We start from the raw sequence: 16,200 nt of genomic DNA on the forward strand, positions 1-16,200 counted from the left end.
TATTTTCTCTCTGCTTTATCTGAGCGGCAACAGCGCATTCTGCAGTTGTTGAAGGCTTCGGATGATATCTACCTCTCACTCACCGGATAATTTAGGCAACCCTTCCTAAATTTAAGCGAACCGTGAGTAACAATTAATTAGAGGTAAACTTTCCACCTATTTACCTCTAATGGTGGATTAGGTGGAAATATTTCTGCCTAAGATTCCAATGGGGGTGATTAGGTGGAAATACGTCAGCCTAATCTGCCGATATGGATGATTAGGTGGAAAGTTTCAGTATAGTCACCACGCTATTCGACTTAGACAGCCATTCCTACCGAACTGGAGAAACCTACATTTATCAGTAGATTTGTAATCAACTGCAATATTTTTTGCTTGACGTCACCAATGACTTAGCGGTAGTTTAGTTCTCACGCCCTTCTGGGCATGACCACAAAGCTCAATATTTAGCACTGGCGGCAGGTGTTAGCTCCACCGAACCGCCAGCTAACCCGTGACTGAACACGCAGTCCGAGGCTTGGGATACTTTATCCTATTGCTGCCCCGGTTTGCATCACATAATCGGGGCAGCTAGGTTTTGAGCTTTGGTTTCTTCCTAACCCGCGACCAAATTGAGGTCTGTAGTTTTTCGACTGCGACCTTCTAGTGTTGGCTGTGGCCAAGGTTTAACAACGCTACTGTTTGGAGACCAAAGCTTATGTTCGTCGATACTACCAAGGGCGCTGTTGCGTCCACGTTGCCGCTTGGCACCGATCCGCTCCCCGAGCATCAATATGAAACCGTCCGCCATCTGGTGTTTGGCAGCCTTACCGGAGTACGACTCACCATCCAAGAACTGCATAAAAAATACTACGCTGAACCCAACGACTGGAGTAAACCCATCTTCACCGGACGCCCCAATGAGGTCATGGTGATTTTGACCAAGCGGGTGATGCTCAAGCAGTAGAGGAGTTGGGAGTGGGTGCGTTTTTGCGATCGCACCCACTCCATGATGTAGGGGAATGGGGAATGGGGAATGGGATTTATTCAACGCGTGTGAGATTTGTTGCCTCTAGCAGACACTGGGCTGAGAGCAGAGCTTTACCCTGGTCACTAATGACCGTGCAGCTGGGGAGAAGCCTTTGTAGGGCAGGTGGCTGCTGTTGCAGCTGGCTGATGGCATTAGCCAGTTCTGGTTCAAACTGTTGGAACCACTGCCGAGCCTCTGGGTTAAAGGAATTCTCATCCACCAGCCAAAAGTCAATGTCATAGTTGTTAATCACCGATTGAAGCTGGGTCAGATCTGGGCTATATTGAGCTGCCATCAGGTCTAAAATGCGGGGGCGAATCTGTGAGTAATAGCCTTGATGATATGCGAGACTGTGGCCTGGACTAACCAGGACTGAGCGCCCGGTAAAGGTGGGAATGTTCTCGGCTTCCTTGGCGAGAGAGGCAATGCGAATGTCTTTTGGCTGTTGTTGTAGATACTCGTAAAGGGCGGTGCGGTTAGAGGTGATGTATACCACATTGAGAAAACTGTTGAGCAAGGAGGGGTAGCCCACAGTAATGGTGGCAAAGCCAGCGACTAAGCTCAGGGCTATGGCCTGTTGCCACAGGTGAGGACGGCTAAGGCGGCGTAGCGCCACATCCAATAAAGCCACCAGCACCATAGCCGCTGCGATTGCAACAATAACCTTAATGCTGTGGCGACTGTAGCGGCTGGGTAAATGTAGCCGAAATAACAACCCGTGGGAGGCTAAAAACATGATGATTGAGGCTAATCCCAGCTGATGCAGAATAATTCCATCAGCGGTAATTGTTTTTAACAGGGGCAGTCTCAACCGATGCAGCAGGGGCAATAACAGCGCGGCGCAGATCGTAACGGGCACTACCGGCGGCAACAAACCGCTGCGAGCAGAAAAGAGCCAGTAGCGAAGCGGATTGTCATAGAAAAAAGCATTGCGGCCACCGGGCTGGAATTCGGCCATTTCCCTTGCCTGGTCTACCGTAACCACAGGGCCATAGGGCGATGTGCCCATGGCATAGGGCAATAGCACAATGGTTGCAACAAACAGCCCCACACCGAGAAACGTCCAGGCACTACGGTGGTGCTGTGGCCAAACAACGCGCAGCCCCAAGATAACGATCGATACAAAAATTGTCTGGGGATAAAACAATCCCTGCAGACCTACCACAGTGGCACAGGGCCATAGTCTCTGCCGCACCAGATAAAATAAGAAAGCCACCATTAGCAGAATGTTGAATGCCTTGGGGGTGGCGGAGGCCAGTTCATCCCACATCCATAGGGATTGGTTCAGGATAAGGGTGCTGGTAAAAGCAACCAGCGGAGCCGGAATAATTGCGATCGCAAGATAAAACGTATAGGCCGTACCCACAATGCCCACCAGCGGCGGCAACAGTTTGCTAAGCAAGAACGGGTGGAGCCCCAGATGGGCTCCTAGCCAATACAGTGCCTTATAACCTGCGGGCGCGACGGACTGAAAATAGTCGGCAATGATGTCGTCTGGGAAAAAACTAGGATCGACATAGCGCAGCATCCAAAACAGGTGCTGTCTGCCATCGTCTGGAATGGTGTAAGGACCGGCAAAGGCGATGCGCCAGAATAGGATGCCGTAAATCGCCGCCATTCCTAAACTGGCAGTTAGCCAAATGCGCTGATTTTTAGGGGTGGAGCGGAGGCCGTAATCGTTGATCCAAGCGGCGATAGTTTTCAAGGCAGCATTAGAAACAAGGTCCGGCCTCATATTACTAGAGGCTGTACTTGGCTTAGGTCGCTTTTACCAGGACTAAATCGCCGTCAATCATGACTTCGTAGGGGGCCAGGGGCTTAGACGCAGGACCGGCGGTAACGCTGCCGTCTGTACTAAACTTAGAGCCGTGACAGGGACAGGCAAAGGCGTTGTCTTTCCACTCGACGCCGCAGCCCTGGTGGGTACACATGGAGTTGAGGGCAATTACACTGTCGGCGTTGGCCGGATCGCGAATGACGATCACCGGTCCAGCAATAAAGGCCTTTTTAGATAGAAAACCGTTGGCATCTAAATCAGCGACGGTGCCGAGGGCCGCAAAGCCATCATCTCTGGGGGTTTCATCAATGGCTGCAGCCGGTTCATCAGCCGGGGCTGGGTCAGTAGCCGGGGCTTCAGAGACCGGTTCTTTGGGGCCACAGGCTGCGATCGCAACCGGCAGCGACGTAGCAATTAGTCCCAATCCCATCAAATTTCCAAATTCGCGACGGTTCATAATTAAAAATCCTCTCTCAGTGTTGTCGAAGGGTTGAATCGTAGGTGTGACATCGGTTAATCGATGCTAACCTCAGCTGCCTGATGGAGTCGAGCTAACCACTGGGCTAGGCTCTGCGTCAGACTTTAATATCCCACTTCCCCATCCCTGATGACGAATGGCCGCGATCAACACAAACAACAGATCCAAACCGACTATACCTGCAATCATCAGTTCAGAACCACCAGTGCCAAACCCGTAGCTGTGTAGCCCTGTTCCCAGGACAAAATTAACGCCATACCAGGCCATCAGCACCGCATTAAAGGCAACGACGCTGGCGACACTGATGCCAAAGTTGCCAATCCAGCCCACAAGACGACCGTGGAGGGGCACCAGGTAGCACAGTAGAGCGATCAGCGCCCAGGTTTCTTTGGGGTCCCAGCCCCAGAAACGTCCCCAGGAAAAGTGCGCCCAAATACCGCCGAGAATAATGCCAGCGGTTAACAGCAACACCCCCACCTGCAGCACTCGGTAGTTAAGCTGAGACAGCAGTTTGAGCCGGTCCTTGGCATTGGGGGTAAACAGATAGCTACCCAAGGCGACATGGCCTAGGCCCAGGGCTAAAGCAAAGCTAGCGTAGCTGAGGGCAATGGTGGGCACATGAATGCTCAACCAGAAGTTATCGCGCAGCACCGGCACCAGCGGGGAAATGCTGGGGTCTAACACCGCCGGTAGACTGTCCGCCAAAATCAAACACACCACCGATAGGGGGGCGGCGGCCAGCAGGTAGTACTTAGACCGATGCAGCAGCTCAAACATCAGGGCGATGGCGGCAATGCCAAACCCGACCCACACCACTGATTCGTACATGTTGGTGACCGGGGGCCGACCGGCAATCTGCATCCGCAGCCAGAAGCCATAGCTTTGCACGGCGACACCCGCGACAAAGGTACCTATAGCGGCCCAGTAAAGATTAAACGGCTCTACCCACAGGGCGACTAACATCAATCCAAAGGCGATACCATACAGCTGCCAAGCCTTGGCAAACGGGTGAAAATGGTTAAAGAACACTTCTCGGCGCATGATGCTATCTGCCGGATAGACCGTGGGGCTAAGATCGGCCAGCCCCTCTTTTAGCGATTGTGCCAATGGAGCGAGCATGGGCAGATGATCGGTGCCCGACAGCAGGGTCTGTTTAACGATGGCAAAGCTGCCTAGCAGCGGCGAGACTGATTCGGCATCGTATAGGCTTTGAGCCTCGTTAATGCCAGCCCATTTGCCTTTGATGTCGGTGGGGTGAGGGACAATTGCGATCGCACCGTCATCTACCATACTCAGCATTAGCTGCAGACGATCTTCAATTGTCAAGGCCTCCCGCTCATCCCGAGTTAGATCCTCGTCATCTATCTGCTTACGGTGGGCCGTTCTGACGATCTCGCCCAGGGGCTGATTTCTCATCAGCGTCTCAAAGGAAAAGTGCTTTTGCTCCAAATCCAAGCCTGCTAACTCTTTGAGAGGACGATAGCTCACCAGCACAAAAGGTTCTTCGTTCCAGTTGCGATTGTTCAACCACAGCGACATAAATGTCTCCATGGCACTTTCTCGAACGCCATCATGCTCGTAGGTGGTGGCCCCATAGATTTTGGCAACGGTCTCCTGGGCAACCGTGTCCAGCGGCTTTTTACGTCCTCCCTGCTGAACCACCATGGTTTCGAGACCATCCAGGGCAGAGGGCTGAAACTGACTGATGGGCATAGCAATTAGCAACAGCCCCAGACATAATCCAATCGCAAATTTGAGAAGTTTCATGGGTAGAGTGAGTAGCCTGCTTTCATAAATTACTTTGACCAAAGATGTGTCTGTCCTCTCAAAGTCCCTCTCCCAAGCTTGGGAGAGGGATTTTGGGTGAGGGCTAGCGGCTAGAGAAAAAGCTGAAGATAGGGATAGTCGCGGCCTCCTCCGGCTGCTTGTCACTCTCAGGAGAGTCCAGTAAATCATTAACAAACTTGAGTTTTTTAGCGACTGCCCGACCATAGAACATAGTAGCCACACCCATCGTGACCATTAGCGAACCGAGCCAGGTCAGTCCCGTAACCCACCAAGGCTCCCGTTTCACCTGTAGCGTAGACTGGGCCAAATCGCCCGGATTCCAGGAGGCCTGAGCGATCTTCCACCCCTTAAACCAGGTGGGATGATTCATCCAGACGCGGCGTTCAGATAGTTCGCCAGTTATGGGTTCCATCAGGGTTACAAGGCTGGTCCACATGGCCACAGACTCGCTGCCTTCATTGCGTTCCACAATAAAGTCGTTGAGCTTGAGGGCAAAGGGGAGTCGCATTAGTTTGGGGCTAAAGGCCAAGTACCAACTCCCGTCAGGTGTCTCCATTGTGGTTGGCTCACCCCAAGGAATCCAGCGAGTCTGGCCCTCGGCTGTGGCCACCTGTAAGGCGGGTTCGCCGCCCTCGTTCCCGACCGGTAATGCCACAACAGCTCGTTCCACATTAGCCCTAGGGACATACTCTTCCAATGTGATTTTAAAGTCTGCCCACCCTGGTGTCACGGGTTCTCCCAAAGCTAGTGGTCCGGACTTAAAGCCCTTTGAGGACTTGGCCGCATAGTGAAGCTGTTCTCTAGAATCTACTAGGACTTTGAAGAAGGCATCGGGTTGAGCATCAGCAGAAATATCGTAGTGAATGTCCAGATCTAGGGGAGTGTTTCCAGCGAGCTGGGTGCGGATTGGCTGAAAATCTGGATTGCCAAAGATAAACCAGCGCTCGGTTACATTATCTGTGGATAGTTCTAGCTGTACCGCCGGGTTTCTCAGCTGTTGGGTCGCCGTTTCCGGTTGACCGTTTTCGTCTAAACGAAAATCAGGCCAAAACTCTTTGACGGTCAGATTCACTCGATCTAGAACAACAGCTTGATGCAAACTAGATTTGACATCTATGGTTTGAGTACCGTCAGGTTGTTGCAGGGTTAAGGTGCCCCAGGCCGCCCCTGTTTTTTGCTGAGAGTTAGCTAATTCTGTTTGCAGCTCCTGGTCAGAGTCTACTCTTTTAATTTGTAGCTCAGCCGGACCGATATCCATCCGGTCATAGTTTGCAGGCGCAACCGCTAGCCAACGTTCCAGGGTTTGTCCCATGCGGTTGCTACTCAGGGAAAGTCGGACGGCTGGATTTGCGATCGCAGCCCCATCTCTAAATTGCACTGTTTTGATGGCATGGTTGGTGTAACCCAGCAGGGACAGATTACCTAAATGATCGGGCACCACAGTACCATTGTCTTTGATAAATAGAGACGTCTGTTGCAGCTCCTGTCCGGGGCTAGCAACCTCCAGCAGATCCCCTTCCACCCGTAAGGTGCTCACCGGACCCCCATCGGTTCGGGCCAACAGCATGCCCTCGACACTCAAGTGAATCACAGCAGCCGAGCCGGCAATAATCACCACCAATCCCCAATGGGCCATGGCAAAGCCAATCTTGCGGGCGCCTTTCCATGGATAGCGCAACAGTGTGGAAACGCTGAGGTTGAAGGCCAGTAGAAACATCAAAGCCCCAAACCATGGACTCTTATAAATCTCTTGCTGGACAACAGATGACCCGACTTCCGACTCGTAAAATGTGGCTCCGATCAAGATAGAGCCAATCACCAACAACAGGGGGATCGCCAGTCGAATCGAACCGATAAATTGGATCACTGCAGAAGTCATAGGCAAGGAGTGAGCAACATGTTAGCCAAGCATTCCTGAGTAGCTCAGCAAGCAACAATATTTGATCATCTTCACCGTGAACCCCAGTCTTTTTTGTATAGATGGGTACAGAAAATCTGTGTTTTCTGTCAGTAACTCCACTATTATTCAAAAAATGAATCGAAGCATGTCGATAAATGCAAGTGACTACTGATTTTTGTGATATTTAGAGAGTGAAATTCAGAGGTGACTAGATATTTGTCAGTGGCTAAAACCCACTGTTACTAATAGATATCGCCTCAAGGGAAAAATGGGTTAACTGTTGCACCGCCAATTTTCTCTAGAAAAAATAAGATTTATTCGCTTATTGCAATGGCTAAATGCGTTAAAAGAATTAAGCTATTTTTTTGGTATCTGAAGTCACAAAAAAATAGTTGCGATCGCAATACGGTGATACCCACACGAGTGGTTCTCAACCCGTCAAATGTGACACCTAGTGACGGGTAATTGTGACTAAAGGTGGTTCTGACTGCTCATTTTTCGTTTTTTGAATTCTCCTCCCGGCTTCGGTTCTGGTATCGATGCCATTTCACTAACTTCATCACCTAATTCGGTACGTTGTTTGAGTTGCTTGAGTCATCAAGACTCTGTGGCTTTCTGCGCCTACTGTTTTTGGGTTCTTTGAAACAACACTTGTGTCCAAAACTTGTTGAATTGAGACTAGCAGGCATGGCCTTAAACGTTGAGTTGTTAGAGCAGAGTTTTGAGCTTGTCAAGCCTCAGGCAGATGAGTTCGTCGCTAGCTTCTATAACAATCTGTTCACAGACTACCCGGCGGCTAAGCCGTTGTTTGAGCATTCCAGCATGGCAAAGCAGCAGCAGATGCTCAAGGGAGCGCTGGTGATGGTTGTTGAAAACCTGAGAAAACCAGAGGTGCTCAGTGGTGCGCTTAAGGGATTAGGCGCTCGCCATGTCAAATATGGTGCCTTACCAGAACATTATCCCCTCGTTGGGAATAGCTTGCTCAAAACCCTGGGGCAGTATGCTGGCGATGCCTGGACCTTCGAGCTAAAGGAAGCCTGGGCAGGTGCCTATGGCGTGATCACAGAGCTTATGCTTGAAGGTGCTGACTACACGCATGCAGAGGTTGCTTTGGAGAATGCGCCTGCCGAGGAAGGTGGTCTAAATGTCGAGCTGCTGGAGCAAAGCTTTGCGCTAGTAGCTCCACAGGCTGATGAGCTGGTCTCAACGTTTTACGACCACCTGTTTACTGACTACCCAGATGCGAGACCTCTGTTTGAGCACACCGATATGACCAAACAAAAACAGATGCTGAAGGGCGGTCTGGTCATGGTGGTGGAAAATCTTCGTAAGCCTGATGTTTTAAGTAAGGCTCTTCAGGGGTTAGGTGCTCGTCATGTTAAGTATGGGGCTCTTCCTGCCCACTATCCCCTTGTCGGTAACAGCTTGCTCAAAACGCTTGAACAGTATGCCGGTTCTGCCTGGACCGCCGAAGTCAAGGATGCTTGGGTAGGTGCCTACGGAGCCATTACTGAACTCATGCTTGCAGGTGCTGATTATGACCAGCAAGATATTCAGCTAGACTCGGCGATAGCTGCCGAACCGCCAGAGGGTATTGGCATGGGAACAACGGCGGGCATCATTGGTGGGGGTGCAGCTGCTCTCGTCGTTCTGCTCATGATATTGCTTTAAGGTTGGGTGCGTAGAGAGCTGATGGCACGTAGGCAGTGGCTAGGTAAATTGTTATCGCTCAAGACAGGTATTGTCTTGGCATTGTTGATACTGCTGGTGTGGGTGTCAGCGGCATTTGCCTTAGACCAAAAGCAGGTTTTCCTACCCGGTGAAACTTCGGAGGGACACCATGTGTTTGAGGCATCCTGTGCCTCCTGTCATGAGGGATTTAAGCCAGTTAGTAACGAAACCTGTACCCGCTGTCATGAAGCCGAGCTAGCTGATGATGTGCATGGGACTAAGAAGTTTCGCGATCCCCGCTGGGCAGAGTATCGCGAGAGAGTCGATGTATTGACCTGTACGGCTTGTCACAACGAGCATGTGCATATGTTTGGTCGTGGGGTGAATCTGCAGCCTGATCTCTGTATGGCCTGCCATGAGGAGCTGACGCTGACTCAGCTTAAAAGTCATGAAGGGTTTGCGGCTGATGGCTGTTGGACGGCTGGATGCCATAATTACCATGACCACCGCACCATATCCACGGGTTTCTTGCGGCAAAATATGGGTGCTCCAGCCATGTTGCCCGTTCAAGAACTGCCGGATCGAGTGGTTACCACGTCGTTGGATTCTGCCCCAGTGCCTAATCTCAAAGAAGAGTTTTTGGGAGGTGGCTCATGATCCGTGAAAGGCTTAGCTCATGGCTGCGTTCTTTTATTCTGATGGGAGTTCTGATGGCACTCACCTTAGGCTCTGGTTCAGCTGCCCATGCAACGACAGAGCAGGAGCTGAGTGATATTAATGCTCAATGGCAAACGAGTGTTCATGCCCTCAACGATGTCAACTGTGCTAGCTGTCATCAGAATAAAGAGACCCAAGAATTTGTTGCAGTTCCTAACCATGAAAGCTGTCAATCCTGCCATGAGCAGCCCGTAGACACATTTTTGTTGGGCAAGCACGGGATTCGTCTGCTGGAGGGTAAGTCTCCCCTGACTCCTGCCATGGCTAGGTTGCCCATGCAGCATGATGCCATGCAAAAGCAGATGAGCTGTAATGCTTGTCATAATGTGCATTCAGTCAACACAATAGAGGCATCAGTAGATGCTTGTCTGACCTGCCATAGCGATAATCATTCTCTCAACTATCAGAACTCAAGGCATGCTGAGTTATTTGCTGCGAGCCAGGAGCTGCCGCGCCCAGGTGCGGGTGCTGTCAGCTGTGCCACTTGCCACTTGCCCCGTGAGGTAGATGAGTTTGATGACGCCCTTGTGCATGTGAACCATAACAATACCTATAACCTCAAGCCGCAGGATCGCATGGTGGGCGATGTGTGTATGAACTGTCATGGCATTGAGTATAGCTACAACAGTATTTTTGACCCTGAGCTGGTCGAAGCCAATTTTGACCGACCTCCAACGCTTGAGCTTCAGTCCTTTGAGCTAATGAGGGCAGCTGAGGAGCGGAGGACGGGCAATGCCTCTGAATAACAAGTTTCTGTTGTTCAGAATTCTCTGTGTGAATAACTATTCGGATGTACCAGGAGATAATTGAAATGTTGATGAATTGGATTCAGCGTATTCGCGCTAGAACGGTGGCGTTACTGGGTATAGCCGCTGCAGTTTGTTTTACAGCTGTTGCTTGTAGTGGTGGCGGTTCTTCTACTGCTGCTACGGCTACTGGACCCAGTATTGCCCCGGATCTTGTGGCTGATTATATTCATACGGTGTTAGCCGCCGATCGTACTGCCTATACTAAGCACGTGGTTAGCCGTGTGAAGACCCTCGAAGGCAAGGCTAAGGATAAAGGTGTGCTTGATGTCGAATCTACTGAAGGTTGGCAGCAAACCGATGGTATTCCCCTACCTGCCCAGATGTTCCGCCTGGGTTATGAGATTGCTAATGAGTCTGGACTATTTACCTACGGTTTGATTTCCCCTTGGTATATTAATGACAACCATGGCCCCAAGAGTGACTTCGAACAAGAAGCTATGGATGCGATGGTTGCTTCCGGTGAGCCCTACAAGGGTTATCAGGAAGTGGCTGACCAGGCGTACTTCTCTGCTATGTATCCTGACAAGGCCATTGCCGAAGCTTGTGTAAGTTGCCATAATACCCACCCAATTCATCTGGAGCGCTACCCCGATAAGCAATTTGAAATGGGTGAAGTCATGGGTGGTGTGGTCATCAACATTCCTGTTGAGAGTATGCCTGCTGCCTAGGGTTCCCCCTTGGTATATCTGTTGGTTGACAGCTGTTATACAGAACGGTTGTATGCGGCACTGTATAACAGCTAAATGTCAAGAGAGTTCTCCCAGCCATTAGGGATAGTCGTGTTGGTTTGCCAATGGTTCTATCCCTAATGTTGTTATCTATGTTTTCACTATTGCTTCCTTAGGGGTCATGAAGCCTAAATTTATAACACTGATCTTATTAACGCTCCTAAGTGCAGCTCTGTTGGCTCCATTTGTGGTGAGTCCAATTTATTTAGATGCTTTGCGGGAGCACTCGGTGGAGCTACATCGGTTTATTCGTGGTGAACTTTACAAACAGACAACAGGCTATGTTGCCCTGGCCTTTGTTGTATTAGAAATGCTTTTATCTTTACGGAAGCGAGGACGGAGCTGGATCGGGAAGCTGAAGCTGCCGGGGTCTGTTATTTGGTGGCGCAGTCTCCATATTTTTCTCGGTGTAGGTCTATTGGCCGTTGTTTTAGTCCATACCATTGGGGCCACAGGTCTTAATTTCAATGCTGTCTTTCTATGGATATTCTTTGCGGTCACCCTGTCTGCGTTGGTAGGCGTAGTTGCTGAAACAGGCGTACTTGAATCACCACGTAAGTTATTCGGTGTGCCGGGGAATAAAGATCTGGTGATAACCAAAGGGCCGTTGATTCGCAATATGCGAGCGGTTTGGTTGCCCACACATATTTTTTTAGTCAGTGTTTTTCTCCTCATGTTGGGGGTTCACGTGTTTCTGGCTTATTACTATCGCTAAGGGAGCAGTGATTTGATGGTGTCTACTACCCAGGAAGGTTCAACCAATCCGCTGACGAAGTTAGTGGCTGTGACGATTGCCGTGATCGCAGCCATATTAGTCACGTTTTTAATTACTCGCCCGGCGGCAACGGCTACAAGTTTTACGCCCCTGTCAGGTCTGATCACCTTAAAATCGATGGCGACGGAAGCGATGCCCTATGAGGATGCGATCTCATCCCCCAACCCCACACTGATCGAGTTCTACGCCGACTGGTGCACCACCTGTCAGGGCATGGCTACCACCATGGTCGACCTGCACCAGCAATATGGCGCTACCATCAATTTTGTCATGCTAGATATTGACGATCCCCAGTGGGCAACCCAGGTGTCAGACTATGGAGCCTCAGGTGTGCCCCAGTTTACCCTGCTCGATGCTCATCAGAATGAAATAAAAACATGGGTCGGTAAGGTACCTAAGCCTGTTTTTGCCCACGTCTTTGACCAGCTCGGGTAGGCAACTGCTATGACACTTCTAACTCGATTTCTTAAGCTCTTAGAATTCCTAGAAACTGCCCAGGATGTGTTTGATTTTCTCTCCACTCCCGTTGGCCTATCTGGGGTTTTAGCGATTTGTCTTTACTTCCCGATCCAGTTTCTGGGCTGTGATCCCTCTGCGGCAGCCACCTTGGCTTGTACAGTGGCGCTAACATTCTTTTGCCTGGTGGAGCAGCCCAAGTTTTAGCTAGGCACTGCGGACAAGCATGCCAGGCATCGCTGTCCTGGTGTAGCTGCGCTGTGTTGTAACCCCAAGTGCTCCAGTCAAGTTGGCTCCGGTCAAGTTAGCCCCGGTCAGATCGGCTCCGGTTAAATCGGCTCTCGATAAGTTAGCCCCCGTGAGATCGGCTCCTCGAAAACAGGCATCTGTAAAATTGGCCCCCACGGCCCACACCCCCCAGAGATTTGCTCCAGAAAAGTTAGTGTCCTGAGCCCTAACCTCTGCTAGAGTGGCCCCCGTGAGATTGCTCTGGGTAAAATTTGCCTGATCCAAACAGGCCGCGGTCAAATTAGCACAGCTCCAATCAGCGTCGCGCACATCAGCGCCAGTTAAATCAGTCCACAATCCTTGAAGCCAGATAGCCACACTCGCCTTGATGTGCGCGGCTGCAAACGTCGCTCCACTCACATCAGCCCAGATCAGATGAGCTTGCTCCAGATGACTGTGGCTAAAATCTAGGCCGCTGAGGTTTGCCTGGTAAAAGTCAGCCTGGGGGAGGCAGATACCGCAAAAACTTCGATTAGCACCATGATACTGTTGCCAAAATGTCTGTATATCCATCGTACTCAGCAGAATTTTATCCAGGTACGTTGAGCGCTCCATTTTGCTTTAACCACACCACTTGCGTCTGAGTCAGGCCTTTTACATCCGTCAAGATTGCGCCAGCAACCTGGGCATCGGTAAAGTCAACGGCGATCAGATTAGCATTTTCTAGATTGGCCTGCTGAAGATTGACGCCCGCCAAGTTAGCGCCCGCCAGGTTAGCCCCCTCTAATTGTGTGCCCATTAACGAAGCACCGGTCCAATCAGTTTTAATTAAACTGGTTCCATTCAACATTGCCCAGTCAGCCTGCGCCTGCATTAAAACAGCACCGTCCAACTGAGCCTGAGTAAGGTTGGCATTGAGCAAGTTAGCCTGGGTGAAGTTGGCCCCTTCTAGAGTGACTGCTGTAAAAAGCGCTGACTCTAGATCAGCTTGCTCAAAAGAAGTCCCTCTCACAATCGCCCGATTCCAGTTACTGCGGGTAAGATTGGCCCCTTCAAAGATCGCCTCACTAAAGTCAGCCCCCACAAAGTTCGCCTTGACCAAATGCGCCCATCTAAAACGAGCACCGTGGCCAACAGCATTAGCCAAATCAGCCTGGGTCAGTGTGGCAAAGGAAAGGTCTGCGTCAGTCAAATAGGCACCGTGAAACTTAGCCTTAGGCGCATGGAGTTCCCGAAAAATACCGCGCTCCAAGCGGGCGCGGGTCAGTTTGGCCGAGTCCAAACGAGCTTTGTCAAAACAGGCATCTGACAGCACGGCTAGCACTAATGTAGCGTTGGAAAAATCAGATCCCTCACAGGAGGCACCCGCCAGGTTAGCCTGACGCAGATAGGCCTGGGTAAAATTACTGCGGTCTAGGGCGGCTCCACCCAAATCAATATGGCTCAGCTCAGCTCGGCATAGTGACTGCTGATGACTGACTTTTGAAAGCACTTCGCTGACAGTAAGCTGAGCCATAATTTCAATAATCCTTAATACGGTATCAGGGATAACAATCTAATTTCCCTAACCGTATAATACACAACAGTTTTCTGCGAATCCCTGTGGATTAAGAACTTATAAGGGATTTTTGTAGGCATCTCATAACATTTTTGCCATCAGATTTGTCATCACACCAGCCGCACCGCATTCGCGGCGACCCATGGCAGCACATGAGCAAATATACGTATTGATTTATCACTAAGTTGGAATTATTCTTAATTGTGATTGGTTCTAGATTTTCAATTTCTAATCCGATATTAAGCCGCTTCAAGTCAGAGCGGCAGTATGTTTGTTAAACGTTAAACATGAGGTTGTTAAGAGTTAGATAAAGAGTCAAAGAGTCAAACAACGAACTTACACCTACGCAGGGAGACACTATGAGTGACCTACAGGATCCTATGAGTAGCCAGAGTGTTGGCAGTAATGGTGGCGGATGTCCATTTACCGGCGCGACTCGTAAATTTGCTGCGGGTACTGGCACGTCTAACCAAGATTGGTGGCCGAATCAGTTAAACCTGAAAATCCTCCACCAGCACGTTCCCCAATCTAATCCCATGGGTGAGACATTTAACTACGCTGAGGAGTTTAAGCGTCTCGACCTCAATGCGGTGAAGAGAGATATTTTCGACCTGATGAAGACATCTCAGGATTGGTGGCCAGCCGACTACGGCCACTATGGTCCCCTCTTTATCCGCATGACGTGGCACAGCGCCGGCACGTACCGCATCGGCGACGGACGGGGTGGTGCAGCCACGGGTAATCAACGCTTTGCACCGGTTAACAGCTGGCCTGACAATGGCAACCTGGACAAGGCTCGCCGGTTGCTTTGGCCGATCAAACAGAAATATGGTAGGAAAATCTCCTGGGCCGACCTGATCATTCTTGCCGGTAACTGTGCTCTGGAGTCCATGGGGTTCAAAACCTTTGGTTTTGCGGGTGGACGTGAAGACATTTGGGAACCCGAAGATGACATTTACTGGGGCAACGAGCATGAATGGATGACCAACGAACAGCGCTACAACAGCGATCGCGAACTGGAAAATCCGCTAGGCGCGACTGTGATGGGTCTGATCTACGTAAACCCGGAAGGCCCTAACGGCCATCCCGATCCGGTTGCCTCGGGGCAGAACATTCGTGAAACCTTTGGACGAATGGCGATGAATGACGAGGAGACCGTAGCCCTGGTTGCTGGTGGTCACACGTTTGGTAAATGCCATGGCGCTGGCGATGATGCGCTGCTGGGTCCCGAACCTGAGGGAGCTAGCATTGAGGAGCAAGGCCTGGGCTGGAAGAGCAGCTTTGGTAGTGGGAAAGGTGTCCATACGATCACCAGCGGTATCGAAGGCGCATGGACCACAAACCCGGTGAAATGGGATAACAACTACTTTGAAAATCTGTTTGGCTATGAGTGGGAATTGACCAAAAGTCCGGCTGGGGCACATCAGTGGGTGCCGAAAGGGGGCGCGGCGGCCGATGCGGTACCCGATGCCCACGATCCATCCAAGCGGCATGCGCCGATCATGACCACGGCGGACATGGCCATGAAAATGGACCCCATCTACGAGCCCATTTCGCGACGCTTTCTTGAGCACCCGGAACAGCTTGCAGATACGTTTGCTCGGGCCTGGTTTAAGCTAACACACCGCGACATGGGACCGGTCTCACGCTACCTGGGTCCCGAAGTGCCATCGGAGGAGCTTTTGTGGCAAGATCCGGTCCCTGCGGTTAACTATGAATTGATTGACGAGCAGGATATTGCCACGCTCAAGAGCCAGATTCTAGCCTCGGGGCTGTCGGTCTCCCAGCTGGTTGCAACAGCCTGGGCATCGGCCTCCACCTTCCGTGGCTCTGACAAACGCGGTGGCGCGAACGGGGCACGTATTCGTCTGATGCCGCAAAAAGATTGGGAGGCGAATCAGCCGGACCAGTTGGCCACTGTACTACAAACCCTAGAGACAATCCAAAACAACTTCAATGCTGCTCAGTCTGGCAACAAGCGGGTTTCACTGGCGGATGTGATTGTTCTTGGTGGCTGTGCAGGTGTTGAGCAGGCAACCGGTCGGGACGATGTCAAAGTTCCCTTCCAGCCCGGACGCACCGATGCCCCTCAGGAACAAACAGATGTCGATTCCTTTGCGGCCCTCGAGCCGATTGCAGACGGGTTTCGCAACTACTTCAAAGATGTTTCTACCATCCCGGCAGAGAAGCTACTGGTGGATCGCTCACAGCTGCTGACCCTGACCGCGCCTGAGATGACGGTTCTCATTGGTGGCCTGCGGGTCTTAAATGCCAACGTTGACCAGACCCAGCACGGTGTTTTTACT

Annotated in this window: 15 protein-coding genes; 9 read left to right on the top strand and 6 right to left on the bottom strand. The window is 51.0% G+C overall.

Annotated features, from left to right (window positions below; translation table 11 throughout):
- The first annotated feature begins 697 nt into the window (after positions 1 to 697).
- Positions 698 to 946, top strand: a complete 249-nt coding sequence (locus tag IQ260_RS14275) for a hypothetical protein (protein WP_193993777.1) — start codon at positions 698 to 700, stop codon at positions 944 to 946.
- 76 nt (positions 947 to 1,022) lie between these two features.
- On the opposite strand, the gene IQ260_RS14280 is transcribed toward IQ260_RS14275, so the two are convergent.
- From IQ260_RS14280 to IQ260_RS14295, 4 genes are all read right to left on the bottom strand, one after another.
- Complete coding sequence (locus IQ260_RS14280; protein WP_193993778.1) at positions 1,023 to 2,714, bottom strand: hypothetical protein; 1,692 nt, start codon at positions 2,712 to 2,714, stop codon at positions 1,023 to 1,025.
- Between the two features lie 52 nt (positions 2,715 to 2,766).
- On the bottom strand, positions 2,767 to 3,243 hold the full coding sequence (locus IQ260_RS14285) for a QcrA and Rieske domain-containing protein (protein WP_193993779.1): 477 nt from the start codon (positions 3,241 to 3,243) through the stop codon (positions 2,767 to 2,769).
- 72 nt (positions 3,244 to 3,315) lie between these two features.
- Positions 3,316 to 5,031: a cytochrome c biogenesis protein gene (locus IQ260_RS14290; protein WP_193993780.1), complete on the bottom strand. Its 1,716-nt coding sequence runs from the start codon at positions 5,029 to 5,031 to the stop codon at positions 3,316 to 3,318.
- 103 nt (positions 5,032 to 5,134) lie between these two features.
- The gene (locus IQ260_RS14295; protein WP_193993781.1) at positions 5,135 to 6,931 is read right to left on the bottom strand and encodes a cytochrome c biogenesis protein ResB; all 1,797 of its coding nucleotides are present in this window, start codon (positions 6,929 to 6,931) and stop codon (positions 5,135 to 5,137) included.
- 708 nt (positions 6,932 to 7,639) lie between these two features.
- Between IQ260_RS14295 and IQ260_RS14300 the strand changes: the two genes are divergently transcribed.
- The 7 genes from IQ260_RS14300 (at position 7,640) to IQ260_RS14330 (ending at position 12,315) form a co-directional block, all read left to right on the top strand.
- Positions 7,640 to 8,623 carry a globin family protein gene (locus IQ260_RS14300; protein WP_193993782.1) on the top strand — a complete coding sequence of 328 codons (984 nt, stop codon included), beginning with the start codon at positions 7,640 to 7,642 and terminating at the stop codon, positions 8,621 to 8,623.
- Between the two features lie 21 nt (positions 8,624 to 8,644).
- Positions 8,645 to 9,280, top strand: a complete 636-nt coding sequence (locus tag IQ260_RS14305; RefSeq protein ID WP_193993783.1) for a cytochrome c3 family protein — start codon at positions 8,645 to 8,647, stop codon at positions 9,278 to 9,280.
- Positions 9,277 to 10,086, top strand: coding sequence for a cytochrome c3 family protein (locus IQ260_RS14310; RefSeq protein ID WP_193993784.1), 810 nt, complete (start codon positions 9,277 to 9,279; stop codon positions 10,084 to 10,086). Before IQ260_RS14305 ends, IQ260_RS14310 begins: the two co-directional genes overlap by 4 nt.
- Before the next feature lie 65 nt (positions 10,087 to 10,151).
- On the top strand, positions 10,152 to 10,817 hold the full coding sequence (locus tag IQ260_RS14315; RefSeq protein ID WP_193993785.1) for a Tll0287-like domain-containing protein: 666 nt from the start codon (positions 10,152 to 10,154) through the stop codon (positions 10,815 to 10,817).
- A 181-nt stretch (positions 10,818 to 10,998) separates the two neighbouring features.
- Positions 10,999 to 11,592 carry a hypothetical protein gene (locus IQ260_RS14320; RefSeq protein WP_193993786.1) on the top strand — a complete coding sequence of 198 codons (594 nt, stop codon included), beginning with the start codon at positions 10,999 to 11,001 and terminating at the stop codon, positions 11,590 to 11,592.
- 15 nt (positions 11,593 to 11,607) lie between these two features.
- The gene (locus IQ260_RS14325) at positions 11,608 to 12,087 is read left to right on the top strand and encodes a thioredoxin domain-containing protein (protein WP_193993787.1); all 480 of its coding nucleotides are present in this window, start codon (positions 11,608 to 11,610) and stop codon (positions 12,085 to 12,087) included.
- A gap of 9 nt (positions 12,088 to 12,096) precedes the next feature.
- Complete coding sequence (locus IQ260_RS14330) at positions 12,097 to 12,315, top strand: hypothetical protein (protein WP_193993788.1); 219 nt, start codon at positions 12,097 to 12,099, stop codon at positions 12,313 to 12,315.
- On the opposite strand, the gene IQ260_RS14335 is transcribed toward IQ260_RS14330, so the two are convergent.
- Both IQ260_RS14335 and IQ260_RS14340 read right to left on the bottom strand, forming a co-directional pair.
- Complete coding sequence (locus IQ260_RS14335; protein WP_228016086.1) at positions 12,316 to 12,951, bottom strand: pentapeptide repeat-containing protein; 636 nt, start codon at positions 12,949 to 12,951, stop codon at positions 12,316 to 12,318.
- Positions 12,926 to 13,852, bottom strand: a complete 927-nt coding sequence (locus IQ260_RS14340; RefSeq protein ID WP_193993789.1) for a pentapeptide repeat-containing protein — start codon at positions 13,850 to 13,852, stop codon at positions 12,926 to 12,928. Before IQ260_RS14340 ends, IQ260_RS14335 begins: the two co-directional genes overlap by 26 nt.
- 401 nt (positions 13,853 to 14,253) lie before the next feature.
- Here IQ260_RS14340 and katG point away from each other — a divergent pair.
- A partial coding sequence (gene katG / locus IQ260_RS14345; RefSeq protein ID WP_228016088.1) for a catalase/peroxidase HPI occupies positions 14,254 to 16,200 on the top strand: 1,947 nt, incomplete at its 3' end.

Origin of the sequence: Leptolyngbya cf. ectocarpi LEGE 11479, from assembly GCF_015207065.1 — a bacterium.
Classification (GTDB): Bacteria; Cyanobacteriota; Cyanobacteriia; order Phormidesmidales; family Phormidesmidaceae; genus Leptothoe; species Leptothoe ectocarpi.

Bases quoted from the DNA above. Each gene is read 5' to 3' on its own strand.
- IQ260_RS14290 (WP_193993780.1), bottom strand. From the start codon at position 5,031: ATGAAACTTCTCAAATTTGCGATTGGATTATGTCTGGGGCTGTTGCTA.
- IQ260_RS14335 (WP_228016086.1), bottom strand. From the start codon at position 12,951: ATGGAGCGCTCAACGTACCTGGATAAAATTCTGCTGAGTACGATGGAT.
- IQ260_RS14325 (WP_193993787.1), top strand. From the start codon at position 11,608: ATGGTGTCTACTACCCAGGAAGGTTCAACCAATCCGCTGACGAAGTTA.
- IQ260_RS14295 (WP_193993781.1), bottom strand. From the start codon at position 6,931: ATGACTTCTGCAGTGATCCAATTTATCGGTTCGATTCGACTGGCGATC.
- IQ260_RS14315 (WP_193993785.1), top strand. From the start codon at position 10,152: ATGTTGATGAATTGGATTCAGCGTATTCGCGCTAGAACGGTGGCGTTA.
- IQ260_RS14310 (WP_193993784.1), top strand. From the start codon at position 9,277: ATGATCCGTGAAAGGCTTAGCTCATGGCTGCGTTCTTTTATTCTGATG.
- IQ260_RS14330 (WP_193993788.1), top strand. From the start codon at position 12,097: ATGACACTTCTAACTCGATTTCTTAAGCTCTTAGAATTCCTAGAAACT.
- IQ260_RS14275 (WP_193993777.1), top strand. From the start codon at position 698: ATGTTCGTCGATACTACCAAGGGCGCTGTTGCGTCCACGTTGCCGCTT.
- IQ260_RS14285 (WP_193993779.1), bottom strand. From the start codon at position 3,243: ATGAACCGTCGCGAATTTGGAAATTTGATGGGATTGGGACTAATTGCT.
- IQ260_RS14340 (WP_193993789.1), bottom strand. From the start codon at position 13,852: ATGGCTCAGCTTACTGTCAGCGAAGTGCTTTCAAAAGTCAGTCATCAG.
- IQ260_RS14305 (WP_193993783.1), top strand. From the start codon at position 8,645: ATGGCACGTAGGCAGTGGCTAGGTAAATTGTTATCGCTCAAGACAGGT.
- IQ260_RS14320 (WP_193993786.1), top strand. From the start codon at position 10,999: ATGAAGCCTAAATTTATAACACTGATCTTATTAACGCTCCTAAGTGCA.
- IQ260_RS14300 (WP_193993782.1), top strand. From the start codon at position 7,640: ATGGCCTTAAACGTTGAGTTGTTAGAGCAGAGTTTTGAGCTTGTCAAG.